The sequence below is a fragment of the Streptosporangium sp. 'caverna' genome, assembly GCF_003203775.1.
Classification (GTDB): domain Bacteria; phylum Actinomycetota; class Actinomycetes; order Streptosporangiales; family Streptosporangiaceae; genus Streptosporangium; species Streptosporangium subroseum.
Map to the genome: position 1 here is coordinate 6338102 of NZ_CP029711.1, position 22812 is coordinate 6360913.

General features: G+C 69.5%; 15 protein-coding genes and 1 tRNA gene. 8 read left to right on the forward strand and 8 right to left on the reverse strand.

Annotation, left to right across the window (positions count from 1 at the left end):
- Window positions 1-172: 172 nt before the first annotated feature.
- From DKM19_RS27740 to DKM19_RS27750, 3 genes are all read right to left on the reverse strand, one after another.
- Window positions 173-1327 (reverse strand): alkaline phosphatase PhoX, encoded by a 1155-nt coding sequence (locus tag DKM19_RS27740; RefSeq protein ID WP_110699538.1) that lies wholly within the window; start codon window positions 1325-1327, stop codon window positions 173-175.
- 215 nt (window positions 1328-1542) lie between these two features.
- On the reverse strand, window positions 1543-2535 hold the full coding sequence (locus tag DKM19_RS27745) for an isopenicillin N synthase family oxygenase (RefSeq protein WP_204358269.1): 993 nt from the start codon (window positions 2533-2535) through the stop codon (window positions 1543-1545).
- Window positions 2536-2893: 358 nt separating this feature from the next.
- A tRNA-Gly gene (locus DKM19_RS27750) sits at window positions 2894-2965 on the reverse strand.
- Between the two features lie 712 nt (window positions 2966-3677).
- Between DKM19_RS27750 and DKM19_RS27755 the strand changes: the two genes are divergently transcribed.
- Window positions 3678-4649, forward strand: a complete 972-nt coding sequence (locus DKM19_RS27755) for an alpha/beta hydrolase (RefSeq protein WP_110706029.1) — start codon at window positions 3678-3680, stop codon at window positions 4647-4649.
- 1 nt (window position 4650) lies between these two features.
- Here the strand turns inward: DKM19_RS27755 and DKM19_RS27760 are convergent, their stop codons facing one another.
- A complete protein-coding gene (locus DKM19_RS27760) occupies window positions 4651-5754 on the reverse strand; it encodes a CdaR family transcriptional regulator (RefSeq protein ID WP_110699542.1) in 1104 nt (367 codons plus the stop codon).
- A 163-nt stretch (window positions 5755-5917) separates the two neighbouring features.
- Window positions 5918-7621 carry a DEAD/DEAH box helicase gene (locus DKM19_RS27765; RefSeq protein ID WP_110699544.1) on the reverse strand — a complete coding sequence of 568 codons (1704 nt, stop codon included), beginning with the start codon at window positions 7619-7621 and terminating at the stop codon, window positions 5918-5920.
- 335 nt (window positions 7622-7956) lie between these two features.
- Between DKM19_RS27765 and DKM19_RS27770 the strand changes: the two genes are divergently transcribed.
- The 3 genes from DKM19_RS27770 (at window position 7957) to DKM19_RS27780 (ending at window position 11513) form a co-directional block, all read left to right on the forward strand.
- Window positions 7957-9201: a PHB depolymerase family esterase gene (locus tag DKM19_RS27770; RefSeq protein ID WP_110699545.1), complete on the forward strand. Its 1245-nt coding sequence runs from the start codon at window positions 7957-7959 to the stop codon at window positions 9199-9201.
- A 463-nt stretch (window positions 9202-9664) separates the two neighbouring features.
- Entirely contained in the window at window positions 9665-10864 is a 1200-nt protein-coding gene (locus DKM19_RS27775) for a monooxygenase (RefSeq protein ID WP_110699548.1), read from the forward strand.
- A 151-nt stretch (window positions 10865-11015) separates the two neighbouring features.
- Window positions 11016-11513, forward strand: coding sequence for a DUF1203 domain-containing protein (locus DKM19_RS27780; RefSeq protein WP_110699550.1), 498 nt, complete (start codon window positions 11016-11018; stop codon window positions 11511-11513).
- A 151-nt stretch (window positions 11514-11664) separates the two neighbouring features.
- On the opposite strand, the gene DKM19_RS27785 is transcribed toward DKM19_RS27780, so the two are convergent.
- The 3 genes from DKM19_RS27785 to DKM19_RS27795 all read right to left on the reverse strand — a co-directional run bounded on the left by DKM19_RS27785 (window position 11665) and on the right by DKM19_RS27795 (window position 16306).
- The gene (locus DKM19_RS27785) at window positions 11665-12024 is read right to left on the reverse strand and encodes a hypothetical protein (RefSeq protein WP_239513622.1); all 360 of its coding nucleotides are present in this window, start codon (window positions 12022-12024) and stop codon (window positions 11665-11667) included.
- Window positions 12025-12349: 325 nt separating this feature from the next.
- On the reverse strand, window positions 12350-13759 hold the full coding sequence (locus tag DKM19_RS27790) for an RNA polymerase sigma factor (protein WP_110699552.1): 1410 nt from the start codon (window positions 13757-13759) through the stop codon (window positions 12350-12352).
- Window positions 13760-15190: 1431 nt separating this feature from the next.
- Window positions 15191-16306 (reverse strand): 5-methyltetrahydropteroyltriglutamate--homocysteine S-methyltransferase, encoded by a 1116-nt coding sequence (locus DKM19_RS27795; RefSeq protein WP_110699554.1) that lies wholly within the window; start codon window positions 16304-16306, stop codon window positions 15191-15193.
- Window positions 16307-16882: 576 nt separating this feature from the next.
- On the opposite strand from DKM19_RS27795, the gene DKM19_RS27800 reads away from it, so the two are divergent.
- The 4 genes from DKM19_RS27800 to DKM19_RS27815 are packed head-to-tail and all read left to right on the forward strand — an operon-like array spanning window position 16883 to window position 22812.
- Window positions 16883-17527 carry an ATP-binding cassette domain-containing protein gene (locus DKM19_RS27800; RefSeq protein ID WP_162641821.1) on the forward strand — a complete coding sequence of 215 codons (645 nt, stop codon included), beginning with the start codon at window positions 16883-16885 and terminating at the stop codon, window positions 17525-17527.
- Entirely contained in the window at window positions 17517-18770 is a 1254-nt protein-coding gene (locus tag DKM19_RS27805) for a hypothetical protein (protein ID WP_162641823.1), read from the forward strand. Before DKM19_RS27800 ends, DKM19_RS27805 begins: the two co-directional genes overlap by 11 nt.
- Window positions 18767-20494, forward strand: a complete 1728-nt coding sequence (locus tag DKM19_RS27810; RefSeq protein WP_110699560.1) for a carbohydrate ABC transporter permease — start codon at window positions 18767-18769, stop codon at window positions 20492-20494. Before DKM19_RS27805 ends, DKM19_RS27810 begins: the two co-directional genes overlap by 4 nt.
- A complete protein-coding gene (locus tag DKM19_RS27815; protein ID WP_110699562.1) occupies window positions 20491-22812 on the forward strand; it encodes a hypothetical protein in 2322 nt (773 codons plus the stop codon). The genes DKM19_RS27810 and DKM19_RS27815 overlap by 4 nt, the downstream gene beginning before the upstream one ends.

A 22812-nucleotide genomic window follows, 5' to 3' on the forward strand; every position in this document is an offset into this window, starting at 1 on the left:
CCTCCTACATGCCTCCCTCTACTACCCCGCTCCTTCCCAAGAATCGTCACGATGACCCAAAAGACCTGGTCATTGGGGTCTTTTGTCTTATGTGCCCATCGGCCTCCGCCCCGGATGAGGTGTGGCGGCGCGGGCCGTACGGGATCCTCACCCGTACGGCCCGCGCCGTCCGTCAGGTGCGGAAAGGTCCGGTCACGCAGTAGGTGATTCCCCCCGAGGAGGAGCCGGACGTGCCGCGCTGGGAGGAGAAGTAGAGGCGGTTGCCGGCGGGGGAGAAAGCCGGGCCGGTGATCTCCGAGGAGCCCTGGCCGTTGATCCGCAGGAACGAGGAGACCTTGTCGTCGGGGGTGATCAGGCAGATCTCCATGTTGCCGCCGTCCTCGGCGACGTAGAGGTCTCCGAAGGTCGAGCCGGTGACGTTGTCCACGCCGGTCAGCGGCGCCGTGCCGGGGCTGACGAGACTGTCGTCGTAGGCGAGCTCGTACGTGCCCGCGGCGAGGTTGACCTGCCAGACCCGGTTGTCGCCCTTGGTGGTGAACCACACCGTGTTGTTGGCGTAGTAGCAGCCCTCACCGCCGTTGAAGGACTTCGAGCCCGAGACCTGGCTACGGGTCACGGTCGGCGAACCGTCGGGATCGGGGATGTTCGCCCAGGTGAACGAGCCGCTGGTCGCCGAGCCCGCGACCAACACCTGCAACGTGCCGGAGGACAGGTCACCCCAGGTCGTCGGGACGAACCGGTAGAACCGGCCGTTGGTCTCGTCCTCGGTGAGGTAGATCACCTTGCGGACGGGGTCGGCCGCCGCCGCCTCGTGCTTGAAGCGGCCCATGGCCGGACGCCGTACGGCGGCGCCGCCGAAGGGGTAGGTCTCGTAGACGTAGCCGAGGCTGACCTCCTCACACGACAACCAGGTCTTCCACGGGGTCGCGCCGCCGGCGCAGTTCTGCCGGGTGCCCGACAGGATCGAGTTCGCGGAGACGACGGTGCCACCGGAGTTGAACCGGATCGCCGAGGCGCCGCCGCCGGGGTTGACCTCGGAGTTGGACACGTAGATCCAGCCGCTGCCGTCGGCGAAGCAGGCGCCGCCGTCGGGGGCGCTGTGCCAGGTGTAGGAGGTGCCGGGGACCGCCTGCCCCGAGCGGGCGATCACCTTGCTGGTGAACCCCGCCGGGAGCTGGACGCCGTTGGCGTCGGCGGCCAGCAGCGACCCATAGGGACCGGGAGCGTTCTGGGCGGGCGCCGCGAAGGCGTCCTGCCAGAGGCTCCCGGTGAAGGCCACGGTGCTCGCGCCGAGCACCGAGGCGCGAAGAAACGTACGGCGTTCCATCAACGAACCTCCTACATGAAGGATCAACCAGGACCGTTCTCCCCGACAGCGCCAAAGATTACAAGCATTGGTCAACATCTACCCGGTCATGTGGTTAACAGCGCATGGCCGCCCGCGCGGATCACGCGACGGCAACCCGGCGCACGAGGAGTCGCCGTGGGCGACGAGACATGCGCCTTCACGCTCACGGCCGGACGGGCCGTATACGGGGTCCCTCAGAGGACGTCCTCGCGCAACTGCGGGAACACCCTGGAGACCTTGCCGAGGAGGTATTCGCCGTAGGTGCCGGTGAAGGCGCGAAGGTCCTGACCGTCCCACCGGGCGGGGCCGCCTCCGGTCGCGTCCGGCGAACCGGCGGCCCGCGAGGGAAGCGGGGGCACCTCGGCGTCCCAGCCGGGATCGAAGAAGAAGGGGAACGACAGCCGCTCGCGACCGCTCACGTTCCTGACCCGGTGCGGGGTTGATCGGTAGAGACCGCCGGTGAGCCTGTCGAGCATGTCGCCGAGGTTGCAGACGAAGGTGCCAGGGATCGGCGGGGCCTCGATCCAGCCCGTCCCGGCGTGCACCTGCAGACCTCCGTGCCGGTCCTGGGCCAGCAGGGTGAGCAGGCCGTAGTCGGTGTGCTCGCCCACGCCCCAGTCGTCGGAGGCGGGCGGAGCCGGCGGGTAGTGGAAGATCCGGAACAGCACGGTGGGATCGGCCGTGTAGCCGGCCGCGAAGTAGTCCTCCGCCAGCCCGAGACTGAGCGCGACGCCGCGCATTACCGACTGGCCGAGACCCGTCAAGGTGTCGAGATATTCCAGGACCGCTTCACCCAGCTCGGGCACCCGCGCGGGGAAGAGGTTACGGCCGTGGAGCGGCAGACCGGCGCGTGGATCGTCCTCGGACAGTTCGGCGCCGAAGTAGACGCCCTCCTTCAGGTCCGGCCGGCCGGAGGTGAGCTCGCCCCCCACGGGGAAGAACCCCCGCCAGGCGCGGCCTCCCCGGTCCATGGAGATCTCCATCTTCTGGTCGAGAGGCAGCTCGAAGAAGCGGCGGGCGGCCCGGTCGAGGCGTTCGAGCAGCGAGGGCGGGACCCCGTGGCCGGAGATGTAGAAGAAGCCGCTGTCACGGCACGCCTGCCCGATCTCACGGGCCGCCCGTTCTCGCCGGGCATCGGACTCGCCGTTCACCAGGGCGCCGACATCGATCACAGGCAGCTGGTCCACACCGGCATTCTTTCGCACCTCGCCGCCCGAATCACAGGTCATCGCTTCCGGCGGCGCTTCTCGCCCGGCCGGGCATCTTCCGTGAACGCCTCGGCCCGGCGGCCAACGGAGCCGGACGGAGAGGGGGACCGGGCAACCAAGCGACAGGGCCAGGCAGAGACAAAGGCGGGCGCGGTGACAAGGCCGGGCGGAGAGGGTGGGATCCGAGCACCCGCTCCGCCCGCTGACCTGCGTTGTCCTACGCGCCCGGCCCGGTTGGCGTGAGCCGTACCGGACGCATGGTGGAACCGCCGACCTGGCGAGGGTCGCCACTCCCTTCGCCGAGTCCCGGTCCCGTGGCCCTCTTCTTTCAGGGCGGAGCCGCAGCGGGGGCTCGAACCCCGTCCTGCTGGGTGGAGACCAGCTGCCTTACCTGTTCGGCCTCTGCGGCGTGGCTTACCCGCCCGGCGGCGGGATAGGTCACGGGTCATGCCGGATGCCCGTCGCGCGGGGCGTCGAGAACCGGCTGCGACTGAAGATCCTCCCAGAATCGGCATATCCGGGAAGACCTTCGACCGCGAATTCTTTCCACGCTCGCCTTTCTGGATCGCGTGAACGGAAAAGCCGTTTCTCTTTCAGCGCGGACTTTCCGGTGTTCGTCGCGCCCGCCACCATGGATTCTCACGGCTACGGACAGCCGAACTCGAGCTTCATCCGATGTGAAAATTCGCCACCTTCCTTCCCGCTCAAATCTGCTTTCCGGCATTGAACCCCTGGTCTCCGATGACACCTCGCCGGCAGGCTGCCACGCTGGGGATCGAAGGAGTGTCTCCGTGCTGATCACTGTCTACGGTAGACCGGGCTTTAACCGGGCGCCACGCATTTAACAGGCCGACACATTTCCCTCGCCCCGGCCGTTTGTCCGAGCATCGAATTTCGGAAAGGATGCCTTCTTCCCCAACCCCGGCCAGGTCTTCCATCGGTCGCATCCGAGCCCGGGGGCGCCCGATATCGGGGCGTCGAGCATAGGACCGCCACCTGGCGGTCATATGCTCCCTCATCGTGGCCATGTTTCGGTTGTGAGAGGGGTCCGGATCCGCGCATGATCGATGGCAGGGCCGATCGCACGGACCGGCAGTACCGTCTTCCCGAAGGTGAGTGCCATGTCGCTTCATCCGAACATCGATCCCGGGCTGAAGGCCGCTCTCCTGGCCTCCCCCGTCCCCCTGGCCGACATGTCCACCGTGCGGCAGGAGGACCTGCCCGACATCCGCGCCCAGATGAACGCCATGCGTGCCGCGATGGCCCCGGTCGCACTCGACGAGCGGGTCACGATCGAGGACCGGATGGTGCCCGGCCCGGAGGGCGAGCCCGACATCCGGCTGCGGATCTACCGTCTCACCGACCAGGAGGGGGCCGTCCCGGGCGTCTACTGGATCCACGGCGGCGGGATGCTCATCGGTGACCCCGAGATGGATGACCCGCGAATGGTCGAATACGTCGTCCAGCTGGGATGCGTGGCCGTATCCGTCGACTACCGCCTCGCGCCCGAGCACCCGCATCCGGCGCCGGTGGAGGACTGCTACGCCGGCCTCGTCTGGACCGCCAAGAACGCCGCCGAGCTCGGCATCGACCCCGACCGTCTCGCGGTGGGCGGGCTCAGCGCCGGAGGCGGCCTCGCCGCCGGCACCGTGCTGCTGGCCCGCGACCGCGGCGGCCCGGCCCTGGCGTTCCAACTGCTCGTCTGCCCGATGCTGGACGACCGCAACATCACCCCGTCCAGCCGGGAGTTCACCGAGGCGGTCGTCTGGAACCGGGCCGCCAACCTCTTCGGCTGGACCGGGCTCCTGGGCGACGCCGCGGGCTCCGATGACGTCTCGCCGTACGCCGCCCCCGCCCGCGCGACCGACCTGTCCGGCCTGCCCCCCGCCTACATCGACGTCGGCGAGCTGGAGGTCTTCCGGGACGAGTGCATCGACTACGCCCAGCGGCTGGTGCAGGCGGGCGTCTCCACCGAGTTCCATCTGTATCCGGGAGCCTTCCACGGCTTCGACGGGATGATCCCGGAAGCCGAGATCAGCCGCCGGGCCGCCGCCGAGCGGGTGGTCGCGCTGCGCCGGGCGCTGCTGCGCTGATCTACGGGCGCAGCCGTACCAGCTGGAGGGCCAGGTGCGCACGGAGCCGGCCTGCGGAGTCGGCGAGGGAGAAGCCCAGAACGGCCTCGGCCCGTGCGATGCGCGCGGCCAGCGAGCTGTGATGCAGATGCACGGCGACGGCCGCCCGGCGCACCGACCCCTCCGCGCACAGCGCCCGCACCGCCTCCATCGCCTCGGCCCCGTACGGCCGGCGTGAGAGCTCCTCGACGGCTCGCACGTCGGCCAGGCCGGCGATCGCCTCCTGGGGCACATGTGCCGCGAACAGCGCGAGAGCCCCGAGGTCGGCCCAGTTCACCACCCGGTCCGCCGGGTGCGGGCCGGTGAACCGCAGGGCGATCCGCGCGCCCGCCCACGACTCCGCGACGGCCGCCCCGCGCGCCGACGGCCCGATGCCGACACGCCACGTGCCGGGCAGCCGGCCCACGATCTCAGGCAGCGGCTCCACCGTCTCGGACAACCGCTCCGCGCCGAGGCTCACCAGCACCGCCACGACGTCGCCCATCCGGGCGGCCCTCGCGTGGTGCCCGCCCGCGCGCAGATGGGTGATCGCCGAGGTGCCGTCGTCGCGGTCGTCGTCGGACGGGGTGGCGAGCACCCACAGCGACGCGGCCGGGCCGAAGCCGAGCAGCCGTAGAGCCCTTGTCAGTTCGGCCTCTCCGGTGTCGGCGGACAGGACCAGCTCCACCAGGGCCGGATCATCGCCTACCCGCGCCCGGGCGGCCGCCCGCTCGAGCGCGACCTCGGCCGCCCCGGCGAAGCGCTCCAGCACGATCTCGTCGAGCCCGTGCGCCTGTCCCTCACGCTCCATCCACACGACGCCGAGGGCCGAGCCGAGCGAGCGCTTGGCCGCCGACTCGGGCGGCGGCCCGGACCGCTCGGCGGCTCCGCCGGGCGACACCCGCGTCCGCCTGCCCGTGACCGAGTCGACAAGACCGACGGGGCACTGCACCAGCCGCGCGGTCGCCTGCAGCAGCGCCGAGACGCTCGCGTGGTCTCGCACCAGCGAGTCGAAGTACGAGATGACGCGGACGGCGCTCTCCGCGTCGGCGTCCAGAGCCGACAGACGCAGCAGTAGTCCCTGCACGGCTCCACACTAGGACCGTTTCCCCATGACCGTGCGGCCCGAAGGAGAGGCATCCGACGGCCGGTCGCGGGACGGGCGTGGTACGGCCCGGACTTTCCAGGCCTGCACCACGATCGACGGCCTCACCACGGCATCGCCGCGTTCGGCGCTTCCCGGGGAGCGGTTACCGCCGGTCGTCCCGCTCCCGGCGGACCGTCACCCTCTTGCCCTTGATGCTGCTCTCCCTCAGGGCCGCGACCACCTCGTCGGCCGCCGACTCCGGGACCTCCACGAGCGAGAACCGGTCGGCGATCTCGATCGCCCCGATGTCGCGCCCGCTGAGGCGTGACTCGTTGGCTATCGCTCCCACCAGGTCCTGCGGCCGGATCCTGCTGCTGCGCCCGGCACCGACGAACAGACGGGTCATCCCGCCCATCGGGGTGCGAGCGCGCCGATCATCGCGGCCGCCGGTCTCGCGGCGGCCACGCCCCTCCCGCTCGACCCTCGTGTCGACCTCCGGGATCTCCTCCTCGTCGGCCGTCACCCCGCTGGCCTCGTGCGCCAGCTTCACCGCGGCGAGGGCGACCTCCATGATGTCGAACTCATCGGCGAGCGTCTCGACCACGACGCGGAAGCGCTCCAGGTCGTCTTCCAGGAGGCTCTCGTGCAGCGCGGAGCGCGTCAGCTCCAGCTGCCGGGCATGCAGGTCGGCGACGGTCGGCACCTTCTCGACCGTGATCCGGCTCTTGGTCACCCGCTCGATGGTCTTGAGCATCCGGTGCTCCCGCGGCTCCGCCAGGGTGATCGCCACACCCTCGCGGCCCGCCCTGCCGACCCGGCCGATCCGGTGAACGTACGAGTCGGGCGCGGAGGGAACGTCGTAGTTGATCACATGGGTGAGCTGCTCGATGTCGAGCCCGCGCGCGGCCACGTCGGTCGCGATGAGCAGATCCGCCGTGCCGTTCCGCAGCCGCAGCATCACCCGGTCTCGCTGTTCCTGGCTCATCCCGCCGTGCAGCGCCTCGGCGCGGTAGCCGCGCCCGTTCAGGCTCTCGGTGAGCCGGTCGACCTCGTCCCGCGTGCGGCAGAAGACGATCGCGGCCGAGGGCGACTCGACGTCCAGCACGCGTCCGAGCGCCGCGGGCTTGTGCGCCCGCGGGACCACGTACGCGATCTGCCGTACCAGCGGGGCCTCCCCCGGGGCCGCCATCTCCCGCCCGGTCTGGATCCGGACCGGGTCCTGGAGGTGCCGGCGGGTGATTCCGTTGATCCGCGAGGGCATCGTCGCCGAGAAGAGCACCGTCTGGCGATCCGCGGGGGTCTCCTGGAGGATCGCCTCGATCTCGTCGGCGAACCCCATGTCGAGCATCTCGTCCGCCTCGTCCAGGACGACCATCTGGAGACCGTCCAGGCGAAGCGTCCCGCGGCCGATGTGGTCGAGGGCGCGCCCGGGGGTCGCGACGACGACGTCGACCCCGCTTTCGAGCGCCCGCAGCTGCCGGCCGATCGGCTGCCCGCCGTAGATCGGCAGGACGCGCGCGTCCAGGTCGCGGCCGTAGCGGTGGATCGCCTCCGAGACCTGGACGGCCAGCTCGCGCGTGGGCACGAGCACCAGGGCCATCGGCTCAGGGCCCCTGCCGTCCCGCGTCATCCGGTGGAGCACCGGGAGCGCGAACGCGGCCGTCTTGCCCGTCCCCGTCGCGGCCTGCCCCAGCAGGTCACGTCCCTCCAGCAACGGAGGGATCGCCTCACGCTGGATCGGCGTGGGTTCTTCGTAGCCGAGGCTGGAGAGCGCCTGAAGAAGCTCGGGTCGCAGCCCCAGGTCGGCGAAGCTTCCCGGGTCGTCGCCCGTGTTCAGGGTCGGTTCGTCGCTGGTGTTCAAGGTCATAGGTCGAGCTCCTCGTTCCCACCCGTCGCCGTCATGGGCCGCCGTAGCGTCCATGATCCGCCACGGGGCATGTCGATAGCGTTCTGTCTGTGGAAACGATTCCGCTTCCGTAACCGCCGCGCGCACCGGAGGGACGAGCGGCGGGCCCTTCGAGCGCCGCCACGCATCGAGCGTTCCTCCAGAAAAACACGGAGATTCTCGGCTTGCGGCATGAGAACGCAATCCATAGCGCGGAGCCGAAGAGTGTGTGTCATGAACATGTCGGGGGCGTTACGGTCGTCCTAACGTGCGCTGGTAAGAGCCGGTGAGCCAGGCCACAGCAAGGAGCACCCCCCATGACCGTATCTCTTCCAGCACCCCTGTCGCGAACCGCCCTGACCTTCACGACCCTCCTGACCCTCCTTCTCGGGCTGCTCGGTGCGACCACACTGGCGTCTCCCGCGCGGGCGGCATCGCTGGTCCAGGTCAGCTCGTTCGGCAGTAATCCCGGCAATCTCTCCATGTACGGCTACCGGCCCGACGGGCTTGCCGGTGGCCGCCCGGTCGTTGTGTTGCTGCACGGCTGCACGCAGAACGCCTCCGGATACTTCGCCAACTCGGGGTGGCGCAAGTTCGCCGACCAGTGGGGCTTCTCCCTCGTGGTGCCGCAGACCAGCAGCGCCAACAACTCCTCCAGCTGCTTCAACTGGTTCGAGACCGGCGACACCACCCGCGGTCAGGGTGAGGCGGCCTCGATCCGCGCCATGGTCTCCTACGCGGTCACGAACTACGGGGCCGACCCCGCGCGTGTCTACGTCAGCGGGCTCTCCGCGGGCGCGGCCATGTCGGCGGTCATGCTCGCCACCTACCCGGACGTCTTCGCGGGCGGCTCGATCGGAGCCGGGCTGGCGTACCGCTGCGCGGCCAGCCTGATCCAGGCGTCCACCTGCCAGTACGGCCCCGTCAGCAAAACCCCCCAGCAGTGGGGCACCCTGGTACGCAACGCCTACTCCGGATACTCGGGGCCGTATCCGCGCGTCGCCATCTGGCAGGGCCTGTCCGACTTCACGGTCGTTCCCGCCAACGCCGCGCAGCTGCGCGACCAGTGGACGAACGTACGGGGCGTCTCGCAGACCCCCACCTCCACGCAGAGCCTTCCCGGCGGCACGTCGCTGAAGGTGTACGGCAGTGACGACGTGCGCCTGTACGAGATCACCGGCATGGGGCACGGCCTGCCGATCGACCCGGGCAGCGCCGCCAACCAGTGCGGCACCGCCGCCGCGTACTTCCTCGACACCATCTGCTCTGCCTACCACGACGTGCAGTTCTTCCGCCTGAACGGCGGGACCCCGCCGACCGATCCCCCGACCACCCCCACGCCCACGCCGACCCCCACCCCCACGCCGACTCCGACCGTGCCCCAGGCCTGCGTGACCGCGAGCAACTACGCCCACACCACCGCTGGACGGGCCCACCAGTCCGGCGGCTACACCTACGCCAACGGATCCAACGACGCCATGGGGCTGTGGAACACCTTCACCAGCCACACGCTCAAGCAGACCGGCTCGAACTTCTGGGTCCTCGCCGACGGCCAGTGCTGACCCCCCTCCCACGGGACCGGGCCTCGGCCGAAGAGCCGGGCAGTACGGGGCCGTAGCCCCACCGCAGAGACAGAGTGAGGGCGTCCACACCCGGTTCGCGACGACCGGGGTGGGCGCCCTCGCGCGTTCCCCGCGCACGATCTACCGGAGGCACCGCTCCGTTTCCCCGGCGAGGCCGTACTCGCTTCGAAACGACATCGTGCGGCGATGCGGATGGGACACGGCCTGTGCCCACCGTTCAGGGCCGTGACCAGCCATCCGGGATCCGCGGATGAGCCGGGGCGGGCGCGACTGCTACCCCGGGCGTAGGGAGACTCTCACCCGCACGGAGGAGTGCACCAGACCTTTTGAACGATGGATAACCGTTCCGAAGCCGAGGATCCTGGAATCCGGTATTCGGCCGGGATTCCTTCCCAACCTGCGCAGGAATCCACGGGGGAATTCGACGAAAGCGGGGGCGGCTATGAAACACACGGTCCGACCGGTGCGGTGGTCAGGCGGGGCGGCGGTCGCGCTCGCCACCGTCCTCCTTGTCACCTCATGTTCTGGAACGGCGCAACCGAACGGTGCGCACACGACGAGCGCGACGGCCGGCACCGAGGGGCACGGCGCCCACGGGAAGGCGGCCGCGCCGCCGCCGGCGGCGGCACTGCGGGCCTCCGAACGGTTCGTCAATCTGACGTTGCCTCAGCCGTACAAGCCGGCGGCGCCCTCCGGGGCGACCGACGAATACCGCTGTTTCCTGGTCGACCCCAAGCTGACCGACCGGGCGTTCCTCACGGGCAGCCAGTTCCTGCCCCAGAACACCGACATCGTCCACCACGCGATCATCTTCCAGATCGGTCCCGACAAGGCCGAGGCCGCCCGTGGTCTCGACGCCAACACGCCCGGCGAGGGCTGGACCTGCTTCGGCGACGCCGGTATCGACGACGGCGCCTGGATCGGCCACTGGGCGCCGGGAGCCAACGAGACACTGCTCACCCAGAAGGTCGGCTATCCGATGCCGCCCGGCAGTCAACTGATCATGCAGGTGCACTACAACCTGCTCGCCACCGAGGGCAGGTCCGCCGATACGGATCAATCCGCGATCCGGCTGCGGCTCACCGACGGCAAGGCCGACCTCAAACCCCTGGTGACCGCCCGATTGGTGGCACCGATCGAGCTCCCCTGCACGGCCGAGGAGTCCGGCCCGCTGTGTGATCGTGAAGCCGCGGTCCGCGACGTCGTCCATCGTTTCGGGGACCAGGCCGGGAAGACCGTGGCCGGGCTCAACAGGTTCTGCAACGATGCCAAACCCCCGGCCGCCTCGACCACGCAGCACTGCGAACGGAAGATCGAGGGGAACGGTACGGTGTACGCCGTCGCAGGCCACATGCACCTGCTCGGACGTTCGATCAAGGTGGAGCTCAATCCCGGCACCCCTGGCGCGCAGAACCTGCTGGACATCCCCAACTACAACTTCGACGAGCAGGCCATCCGCCCGCTGGCCAAGCCCGTCACCGTCAAGGCCGGTGACACCCTCAAGGTGACCTGCACCCACGACGCCGGCCTCCGCAAGCAACTCCCCGCGCTGCGCGATCTTCCAGCACGCTACGTCGTCTGGGGCGAGGGCACCGCCGACGAGATGTGTCTGGGGCTGCTCATCATGTCGCCCTCGTCCTGACTCTCCGGCCGGCTCGTCCAACCCATGTCGCAGGGGCCCGGTGGCATCGACCGAATCCCCGCCGGGCTCGCTCTTCTCAAGCGCCGTCCGGGTCCACAACCAAGGCCGATTTCCGCCAGCGCATCACCTCGGCGGAGCCAACCATGGATCCATGAGCACTCTCCGTACATTCGCCATCGAAGCCGAGGTCGCCGCCGAGCTGCGCGTCCGCGACGACGCCGGGCGTCCGCCCCGCATGATCACCGACACCGAGGGCGGCTCCCCGCTGCGATGCTGCCTGCGCCGTAGCCTCCCGGGAGAGCGGCTCGCTCTGCTTTCGTACGCGCCGCTGCGCCGGTGGGGGGCGCGGACCGGGGGCGATCCCGGCCCGTATGAGGAGCTGGGCCCGGTGTTCGTGCACACCGAGCCGTGCGAGGGGCCTGACGGGACGGGCTTTCCCGTCGGCATGTGCGGTGAGCGGCGGGTCTTCCGCGCCTACGACGCCGACGGCAACATCCTCGGCGGACGGCTGGTGGATCAGCACATCAGCCGCGACGCCACCGCATCGGAGACCATCTTGGCCGAGCAGTTCGCGGACCCCGAGGTGGCGCTGGTCCACGTGCGGGCGGTTGAGTTCGGCTGTTTCCTGTTCGAGGTACACCGCGCCTGACCCACGCCTCGAAGCCCACCGGGGCTTTTCATCCTGATGACGCAGGTCACGGACCGGTTGCGGATCAGCGATCCGGCGAACGGGCGTTGGTGGCCGGTCCGGCTTTCAGCACATCGTCGAAGAACTCATCCCAGCCGGTTTTCCGCCGCAACTATGAGAACACGTAGCACTGGACCTCGGCACGCCGGTAAGACGTTCCCTCATTCACCTCTCGCTGCACGCATGCGCGTTCTTCCCTGCTGAGCTCCAATGTGCCGCATACACGGATGCTGGCGTATTCACGGCAGTCCAGGGCGTGATTCTCCTCCCCGATCTGATAGTTGTTCTTGACCCTGGCCTGGCAATCAGTGCGGGCCTGTGGGCTATCCGAATACCGGCATTGGTCGAGGAGGGCTTGATATTGCTCTCTGCTCACCTTTATTTTGTCCGCCGCTTGAGGTGGAACCCCGGTGATGACAGGTCCGGCCGCGGTGGCCGCGAGCAGCGCCGCCGCGACAATGATCCATTTCATGATGCCCCCCGGATCAGCGGTATCTGGCGGAACCCGAGAAAGGATCCGCGACGGATACGGAACCGGCTTGCGAGATCTTCACAGCCTGCCATAGCCGGGCAATTCTTCCGTAGCCGATTGTATCTGCCCCCTTATATCCGCACCTCACAGCCCCGCTATACAGGCCCTGGCGACACAGGGCTCCGGCGATGTCGCTGACAGATGTAATACCCGGTGCGGGGCTTGAGGAAGAGCACCCCCGGGAAGGTCTTCGGACAGGAACCGTCCCGGCCTGTCCTTCCGGTGAATCGCCGGCCGGGATCCGCCCTTCGGGCGGGAAAGAACGTCAAGGACCTTCCGCTGCCAGCCGGGCGGCCCGGCTCTCGAGATAGCGCTGTTCGGGGAGACTGGCGGTGCGGCGCGCCGCCGTCCGGTAGGCGGAGCGGGCGGCGTCATGGTCGCCGGCCATCTCCAGCAGGTGTGCGCGGACCGCGTCGAGACGGTGGTGCCCTGCCAGCCGGCCATCGGCGTCCAGCGTCCTGAGCAGATCGAGTCCGGCCCCGGGGCCCTCCACCATCGCCACCGCGACGGCGTGGTTGAGGGTGACCATGGGGTTGGGCGAGATACGGGTGAGCAGTTGGTAAAGGGCGAGGATCTGCGGCCAGTCCGTGTCCTCCACGCGTGCCGCCTCGGCATGAACCGCGGCGATCGCCGCCTGGAGCTGGTACGGGCCGATCGGCGCCCGGGCCAGCGTGTGCGTGATGTGCTCGATGCCCTCCCGGATGTACTCCCGGTTCCACCGGTCACGGTCCTGTTCGGCGAGCGGGATCAACGCGCCGTCGGGGCGGGTGCGCGCCGTACGCCGGGCGTCGGTGAGCAGCATGAGGGCGAGCAGTCCGGCGACCTCCCCGTCGTCCCGTAGCAGCCGGTGAACCTCCCGGGTGAGCCGGATCGCCTCGTCGGTGAGCTCGCCGCGCTGAAGTTCCGGGCCTGAGGTGGCGGTGTAGCCCTCGTTGAAGATCAGGTAAAGCACGTGCAGGACCACGCGCAGCCGCTCGGCCCGCTCGGGCTCGGGAGGCATCCGGAACGGGACGCCGGTCGTCTTGATGCGCTGCTTGGCCCGGCTGATGCGCTGGGCCATGGTGGCCTCGGGGACCAGGAACGCGCGGGCGATCTGCGCCGTGGTCAGGCCACCCACGGCGCGCAGGGTGAGCGCGACCTGGGAGGGGGGCGACAGCTCGGGGTGGCAGCACAGGAACAGCAGGGTCAGCGTGTCGTCCTGGTCCGGCGGGTGCTCGTCGCCGGGAGCCGGTGTCACGGACTCTCCGGGCGGCACCTGGGCCGCGGCGGTGGCCTCCCTGCGGCGGCGCGCCTGATCGCTGCGCAACTGGTCGGTCAGCCGGCGGGACGCGACAGTGATCAGCCAGCCCTGCGGGTTCTCCGGCATGCCCTGGTCCGGCCACTGGACGGCGGCGGCCAGCAGGGCCTCCTGGACCGCGTCCTCGCAGGCGTCGAAGTTGCCGTAGCGCCGGACGAGCGTGCCGAGGACCTGTGGCGCCAGCCGACGCAGCAGGTCCTCGACGTGGTTGTCCGTTCTCACATCTCCACCTCGGACGGGTTCGGTGGCGGCCAGGCTCCCACGCCGACCGGCTCCGGACTCACGGATCCCCTGGAACGCCGTGTCCCCCGCGATCGGAACGGCGGAGAACGTTCCCCGGGCCTCCTCATCGTCGCAGGCCGGCAGCGTGCACTCCATGTCTCCACCCTCCAGGGTCCGGCGCCCGGTGGTGGGCACCCCGAGGTAGGTCGGAGCGAGTGGCCCGGTCTCTACATCCGACGGGAAAAATCCCCGGCCGACGTGCGCCGGCCTGTGCGAGCACCTGGTGATGCGGGCGTACGACACAGAGAAGGCCCCGCCGTCTCCGAGGAGGAGACGAGCGGGGCTCCCTCATGTCCCGATGCGGCCGGTCCCCGGGGCTGTCACGCGGACGGGCACAATAGAGTCGGCCCTAGTTCGTGAACTGGCGGACGATCGCCAGGGGATCCTCGGCGAGCCCGTTGATATTGATGTCCCTGTTGTGGTGGTGCCTGCCGCATCTGATTCTCGCGTGGAATCTTTGGCCACCTCTCCAGTGGCATCCACTCGCGTGGAGGTGCCCGCCTCGGCGGGCACTTCCACAGCCCCACTCCCAGTCGCTCGTCCATCCCCGGACCGAACTCACCGTGTTGACCGAACCGACCGCACCGGCACCGGCCGCCATGGCCGCGCCGTCTAAACCGATCACGCCTCCCGCGAGTAGGCCGCCGAGAGTAAGCGTGGTGACGATATTCTTGATATTGGGCATTATGTGGTCCCCTTTGACATATCCGCTGAAGCGTTGAGCGCGAATGCTTGGCTGAATCGAACGGAAGTCATTGGCGCCCTCCGGTCGATGGACGTTGAGGCTCGGCTCACACCCGATGAGCCGCCTCATGGAGTGGCGGTGGTCGCGTCCGGCCTGGCCGAACGTCGGTGGTCACGTATGAACGGCCGAGAACTCGGAAATCCGGCTCGCCGCCCGACGGCAACGGCTCGGGGAGAGGATCCCCTAGCACCAGAACGATGGAACGTCGGCGAGAAGCGGCCCCTTTTCCGGTCTCGCCCGTAGACACATATGCCCCGCGCAGCTCGACGTTGCCCGGCGAACACGCGCCCAGAACCGAACAAATGATGCCACTAGGGACACATGGGCTTTAATGCCGAGTGCCATCGGAGCCATATCCCTCACATCCCCTCATTTTCCGACCGAAAAGGCCTCAGGCAATACCTCCCCACCACCCACCAAAAGGAACATCAGACACGTCAAAGCCATATCGTGTCATAGGTCAATAAATAACATATGCCGCCTAGCCGACATTGATACTTCCGATTTTTTCCATTCATCCACTTTTGGAGCATTGGCGACATTCATCAACGCTAACTTTTTTCATTTTTACCATTAAGACATGAAATGTACGTTATGCAATACAAAAAAGGCCCCCGCCGACCTGAAAGTCGGCGGGGGCCTCTCCGGATCTCTCCGCGTTCGAGCTCAGTGTCCCCTCAGCGTGAGCACCGCGCCGGACGAACAGAACACCAGGCCAGGCCGGAATTCCGGCCTGGCCTGGTGTTCTGCGAGTGAGACGGGATGCTCCGCTACGGCGGGGATCAGCCCCAGACCTCCTGCGCGGTTTCGACGATCAGGGCCAGCTTGGCGAACTGCTCATCGTGGGTGAGGACGTTCCCCTCGACCGTGGAGGAGAAGCCGCACTGCGGCGACAGGCACAGCTGGTCGATGTCGACGAACTTGGCGGCCTGCTCGATGCGGCGCTTGAGGGCGTCCTTGGACTCCAGCTCGCCCCGCTTGGTGGTGACCAGACCGAGGACCACCATCTTGCCCGGGGGGACAAAACGCAGCGGCTCGAACCCGCCGGAGCGCTCGTCGTCGAACTCCATGAAGAAGCCGTCCACCGCGAGCTCACCGAAGAGCGCCTCCGCGACGAAGTCGTAGCTGCCGGAGGCCGCCCAGGAGGAGCGGAAGTTGCCCCGGCACATGTGCGTGGTGACCGTCATGCCCTCCGGCTTGCCGGCCAGGGCGCTGTTGATCTGCCGGATGTAACGCAGGTGCATGTGCTCGGCGTCGTCCCCGCGCTCGTTGAGCTCCGCTCGCTGCGACGGGTCGTTCAGGTAGGCCAGGCTCGTGTCGTCGAACTGCAGGTACGTACAGCCCAGCTCACCGAGCCTGCGGACCTCCTCGGCGTAGGCCGCGCTGAGGTCGGTCCAGAACTCCTCGGTGTCGGAGTAGACGCCCGGGTCGATCGAGGCGGCTCCGCCGCGGTAGTGAACCATGCTGGGCGAGGGGATCGTCAGCTTCGGCACGGCCGTGGTGACGGTGTCGCGCAGGAAGGTGAAGTCGTCGGCGAAGATGGTCTCTTCGAGCCGGATCTTGTCGTGGACCCGCATCGCCGCGGGAGTGAACTCGATCTTTTCCTGCTCGTTCTCGAACTTGACCGTGATGTGCTCGTCGGTGGCCTGGCCGATGCCGCCAAGCCGGTAGATGAAGTCCATGTGCCAGGACGCCCTGCGGAACTCCCCGTCGGTCGCCGACTGCAGGCCCACCTCCTGCTGCCGCCGTACGACCTCGCGGATCGCCCCGTCCTCGATCTCGCGCAACGCGTCGGCGGGGATGCGGCCCGCGGCGAAGTCGTCCCGAGCCTGCAGGAGGGACGCCGGGCGCAGCAGGCTGCCGACGTGATCCGCACGGAAGGGGGGTGAGTTGCGCATCTAAACCATCTCCAAGTATCGGTTTCTCTCTGTTTCTACGCTAGATCACCTCGCGTGACCTCCTGACCGCTCCTCCAGCGAAAACGAAGAATCCATGGATTCGTGACCGTACTCACAGGTACCGCCGGAGGCTCGTGTCCGGCCGGGGAGCCGGGAGTCCCTCCGACCTGGTGACGGGCGCGGAACCACCCCGTCGGGACGCCTGGCGCACGGGCGGCCCCGGTCCGGCCGCCGGCCGCGGAAACGTCGCGGACCGCGCTCCCGGACGGCAGGCGCAAGAACCCCGCAAACCCGACTACTCGGTGGCGGGCATGGAAACGCCGCAGAGCCCTCGTCCTCTCGCACAGACGTCCGCCGTCGCCCGGAAGCCCTTACCCCGCACCACCGGATCAACCACCGGTACGCATAACGCATGGTCGGGGCATTTTGGCTCAGTCGCGGCTCAGTCACCGAGGCTAGAGCCGATTCGGCTGCGATTCATAAGGAACTAATCGCGCCCGGATCGCATTGTGCTATATGAAGAACTGCGTTATATGAGTAAAGGACATTCCCCCATTTGCCGGAGCTGATGAATCCGTGCCCGGACTACGGCTTCAGTTGGACGGTCTTTCCTGGGAGCACGACCGGGACCGGCGAGCGCTGAAGCCCGACCCCCTGGTCGTCGACGCCGGAGAGACCGCCGTCGTGCTGGCGAGAGACGCCGCCGACGCCAACGCCTTCACCGACGTGCTGCTGGGGCAGGTCTGGCCGGCCGACGGCAGGATCCGGATCGCCGGCCACGAGATCACCTCGCTGCCGCCGGAGGAGCGCGGCATCGCCCTGGTGCCCGCCGGAGGCGGCCTCTTCCCCCATCTGACGATCGAGCAGAACATCGGTTTCGGGGTGCGGAGGCGTTATCGAGACGACTTCCGCAGGGGGCAGGTGAACTACGTGGCCGGACGGCTGAACCTTCACGGAGTCCTCAGCTGGCGGCCGCACGACCTCTCCCCCGACGAGAGGCTCCGGGTGGCGCTCGCCCGTGCGATGTGCCACTGGCAGGCGGCGAGGGCCGTGGTGATCGAGGACCGAGCCGGATACACCCCCTGCCACGCGGCGGTGAGCGAGAGCCTGAAGGCCTATCCCGACCTGCCGATCCTGATCGTGAGTGATGACAGGCACCGGGTCGAGACGCTCCGTGCCCCCACCGTCTCCTGGGAGATCGTCGATGCCGATGGATCGTAGACGGGCTCTCGCCGTACTGTCGGGTCTGGCGGCGGCGGGGCTCAGCGGATGCGGCGGCGAGACCCCGCTGCGGATCGCGGTGGTGTGGAGCGACTGGGAGCTGAGCCGGTTCCACGAGATCCTGGCGGCCTACCCCCATCCCTTCGTCGTGTATTCGGCCGGGGACAACATCGCGGCCCTGCTCAGAAACCCGGTGGCTCAGGCGGCCACCCCCGACGTGGCGATCGTGCCGCGTCTGGGGCTGATGGAGGATCCGGACATCAGCGCGCGGCTGCGATCCGTCCCCTGCCCCGATCCCTCCCTCAACTTTCCCGACTGGCCGCGCCTGATGGACTGCGCGGCGGACAACTCGACCAAGGCCGTCTGGTTCAAGGTCACCCACAAGTCACTGGTGTGGTACCGGCGGGGGGTCATGCCGACGCCGCCCTCCGACTGGGAGGCGTGGGTGGGTCTGTGCCGGGAGCGGGCCAAGGAACACCCGCCGCTCGCCATCGGGGCGGCCGACGGCTGGGTGCTCACCGACTGGTTCGAGAACGTCCTGCTCGGGATCGATCCAGAGCTCTACGGAAAGCTGCACCTGAACCCGCCCGGCGGCTGGAGCCACGCCTCCGTCAAGGAGACGCTCCTGCGGCTGGCCACGCTGTGGTCCATCCCGGGGCTGGTGCCCGGCGGAGGCCGCCAGGCACTGACCACCCAGTTTCAGGACTCGATCCTCGACGTCTTCCGGTACGGCCGCGCGGACATGCTGGCCGCGCCCGACTTCGCCTGGCCGGTCATCGATCGCTACGGCTCCGGGTCGGAGGCGCTGAGTTTCCGCTTCCCCGGACCTCCCGGCACCCCGAAGCCGCCCGTACTGGTCGGAGGGGACGCCGTGGTGGCGCTGGAGTCGGGCGGAGCTCGCGGCACGGCGTTCGTGAAGTGGCTCACCGACAAGGGGCAGGCGGGAGAGCGGTTGAAGGGCTGGAGCACCAAGGGGGGTTTCCTGTCGCTCAACGAGAACGTCCTCTACCCGAACAGGGCGATGGGCGACCTGGCGAGTGAGCTGCACGGTGACGTCGCCTTCGATCTCTCCGACCGCCTCACCGGCGGCCTGGCCGGTGGGGACGGCCAGGGCCTGTGGCGGGTCCTGACCGAGCTTTTCGCCACGGTCACCGCCGAAGGACGCCGTCCCGACCTGGATCTGGCCGTGAACAACGCGATGAAGATGCTGACGGCGCTCAGTGAGACGGGGAGTTCCTCATGACGGGCGAGGACGCCCTCCTGTTCGACGTGACGCCGCACCACGACATGCGCGCACCGGCCAGGTGGCACGGTCAGGGCCGAGGGGGCGCCTGGTGGTATCTGCTGCCCGCGGCCGTGCTCGCCGTCGTCGTCCTGCTCGCACCACTGGTCGCCACGGTGGTGACGAGCGTGACCGGGGACGACGGCCCCGTCAACTATCTGGACGTCATCACCGACCGGGAGGTCTGGCTGGCCCTGCTCCACAACGCCGTCTGGCTGATGCTCGCGCTGGTGGTCTGCGGGCTCGGGCTCGGACTCGCCTGGCTCGCCCGGGACGCGGGGCCGCGCACGCGGGGGCTGCTGCTCATCGTGCTGGCGCTGCCCGCCGTGACCTCGCCGCTGACGGCCGGGGTGGCCTTCCGCCTGATCTTCGACGCGAATCCCAGCCGGGGCGTGGTGAGCGCTCTGCTGCCCGGCAACGTGATCTTCCTGGGTCCCGGCTGGATCTGGCTGGTCCTCGGCCTGGCGTTCGTCTGGCAGTGGACGGGGCTGGCGTTCCTGGTCTTCCATGTGGGCCTGGCCAACGTGTCCGCGAATCTGTTGCGCATAGGGCGCGTCTTCGGCGCCGGGAGGCTGCGCCGCCTTCGCACGATCGTGATCCCGGCGCTGTTTCCCACGGTGGCGCTGGTGATGCTGATCGTGCTCACCGCGGCCGTCCGCGTGTTCGACCTGGTCCTGGTGGGCGCGCCGGGCGCCATCCAGTCGGAGGTGGACGTGGTCGGGCTCTTCTGGTGGCGTCACAGCGACGACCTCGGGGAGGGGCAGGCGTCGGCGCTCGCGGTCCTGCTGGCCGCGCTGGCCGTCGCGGTGGCGATGCTCGTGCTGTGGCGGCTGCGCCGGGACCTGCCGGAGATGGGGCAGGGCCGGGAGAGCCTGCACGCGCCCCCGCGGGGGCGTCCCCGGTGGACCGTCCAGGTCATGTGCGCGGCGACAGCCGTGATCTGGGCCTTCCCCTTCGTCACCCTCCTGCTCACCTCGCTCCGGTCTCCGGAGGAGGCCGCCACATCCGGGTGGTGGACCGGAGGGTACGGCCTGGGTTCGTACGGCGAGGCCTTCGCCAACGGCTCCTTCGCGGGCGCGCTGGGCGCCACGGCCCAGCGCGGGCTGCTGGTCGCCGTCGTCGTCCTGCTGGTGGCCGTCCCGGCCGCCTATGCCCTGACCCCCGAGCAGCTGTCCCGCCGCGCGCGGCGGATCGTCGCGGCGGTGGCGGTCGTGCTCGCGGTGCTGCCTCCGCAGGTGCTGGCCGTACCGCTCGGGAAGGTGATGGGCCTGTGGCTGGGCGGCACCGTGGTCCTGAGCTTCGTGCACGCCGCGCTGGTGCTGCCCCTGAGCGTGCTGCTGCTGCGCAACGCGTTCATGTCGGTGCCGCGCCCGGTGGTGCTGCGGCCTCTCGCCGAGGGGCGTTCCGCGATGTTCCAGATGACGGTCGAGAGCGGTCCCGCGGTGGTGGCGGTGGCGGTGCTGGCCTTCGTGCTCGCGTGGAACGACCTGGTGGTCGGTCTGCTCCTGAACTGGCCGGCGGCGGATCAGGCGCCGCTGGTCATGCTGCAGCAGGCGCGCCAGTTCGCGACCTCGGCCGGCGGGCTGGCGGCCCAGGCCGTCGTGGTGACCGCCGTACCCGTGCTGCTGCTGTTCGCGGCGGGCAAGTGGCTGATCCGAGGACTGACGCAGGGAGTCCGCCGATGAACGCCCCTCTCCAGGAACCGTCCCGGAGGCGCCTGCCGCGACTGGCCGGGCTGCGCTCGGTGCTGCCGAGGAACCGCAAGGAGTTTCTGGCCGTCGCGATCTCCTTCGGCTCCACGCTGGGGGCGGCCGCCATCATCGACACGGCGTTCAACGTCATCCTGCCGGTGATCCCCATCGGGCTGACGATCGCCGTGGCGCTGTTCCTGCTCTCCGCCGGCTGGCTGCGCCGGCGCGAGCTGCCGCCGATACCCCCGGTGTCGGCGGCACACCGGGGATTCCCCCCGCCGGTCAACCCGTTGATCGGCAGGGAGGCGGAGGCGAGTGAGGTGATCGACCGTGCCCGGAAGCGGGGCCTGGTCGTGGTGCGGGGTGGGGCCGGAATCGGCACGTCCGCGCTGGCCGTCAACACCGGGTGGAGGCTGGCGCCGGAGACCGACCGGCAGCGCTACGCGGATCTCCGCGGACAGGACCGGGACGAACCCGAGGACACGCTGAGCGTGGCGGAGCGGGTGCTGCGGACGCTCGGCTGCCCGCTGGGGCCGATCGAGAGCGTGGAGGGGGCGGCGCATCAGGTCTTCTCCGCGCTCCGGGACAACGGCCACGTGCTGCTCCTCGACAACGTCGAACGGTGGAGCCAGGTGGCGTGGCTCCCCCGTCACGTGCCGGGGAGCTGGGTGATCGTCGCGGGAGAGCTCAAGGCGGACGCGGACGACACGGTCCCGCCGGACGTGTCGGTCGTCCAGGTCGGCCTCCTGGACGGCCGCGACGGCGAGGCGTTGCTGCGCTCCCAGATCGGGGCCGAACGGATCGAGGCCGATCCCTTCGCGACGGAGCGGCTGACGAACCTGTTCCTGCGCAGGCCCGCGATCACGGTCGGGATCGGCCGCTGGCTGACCGAGAACCCGCAGGTCACGATAGCGACGCTGGTGGCCGACCTGGAGCAGGGCCCCCACGACCACACCCTTCAGATGCTCCTGGCCATGCAGCTGCGGCGGGTGAGACCGGCGGCGCGGCGGCTGCTGGCGTTGCTCGCGCACGCGCCGCTCGCCGAGCTCGGGGTCGACGGGGCCGCCGCCCTCGCCGACGGGTCCGAAGACGACGTCGAACGGGCGATGGAGCAGCTGAGCGAGCACGGCCTGGTGGAGAAGGTACGGGAGTCCCGGGTCCGCGTGGTGGACGCCGCCCGCGCGATCGTGGCACCGCCGGAGGACTGGGACGCGGCGTGGCAACGCCTGGTGGAACGCTTCGCGGACCGGGCCGACTTCTTCGCCGAGCGGCTCCATCGGGATGAGGCGCGCCTCTGGTTCGGGATCGAGGACAAGGCGCTGCTGCAGATCCTGAAGACGCGCCAGCCGCCCCCGTGGGCGGCCGGTCCCCTGTGGCGGATCGCGGACGCCCTGGAGGTGTGGTTCGTGCTGGAGCAGCGCCACAAGGAGAGAGGGGAGGCCGCACGCGCACTGGCGCACGCGGCCAAGGCTCTGGGCGACACGGACGTCCGGGCGACCGCCGAGCTGCGGCTGTGCCTGATCACCTTGGCGCTGGGCGCTCCCCGCGTGGCCCAGGAGCACCTCAACAGCGCCGCGGCGCTGCAGGACGGCATCGGATCCTGGCCCGCCCAGCTCCATCTGGCGCGCGCGGCCACGCTGCTGGCCACCGGTGACGAGTTCGCCGCGGTGGAGTCGTCACTGGTGCAGTACGGCCAGTCCCTGCCCGGCGGGGACCTCGTCGGGCAGGCCACCCGGTGGATCAACATGGCCGTGCTGCAGATCCGCCGGGGACAGGTCTGCGGCTTCGAGGGCAGGGAGGACGAGGCGAACCGCTTGTACGCCGACGCCCTGGGCACCCTGGTCCAGGCCCTCGGGATCGCCGAGCACGCCGACGACGTGCACGCCCAGGCCCACAGCCGGGAGCTCCTCGCGCTTGTCCACTGGTACCTGGGCCGGGCCTACGACGCCGCGGCGAACTGGGAGGAGTCGGTCCAGCTGTACGAACGCGCGGGGGACACGATGGGCCAGGCCCGCTGCCAGGTGCACCAGGCGGCGGCGCTTCCGGAGCAGCGCCACGGTGAGGCCGCCAGGCTCCTCCGCTCGGCCCTGCCCCGGCTTCCCACGACGGGAGTGAGCACCGCGCTGGCGCGGCTGCATCTCACCCGGGTGGAGCCGCGGAACGCCCAGCGGCACCGGGAGAAGGGACTGGACGCGCTCGCCCCGTGGGACGGAATCGCCGAGCCCCTCCAGGTCACCGAGATCCGGCGGCGTCTGCGGAGCCTCCCTTCGCCTGAGCTCCCCGTGTCCGGAACGCTTCACGACCCGGCGTAA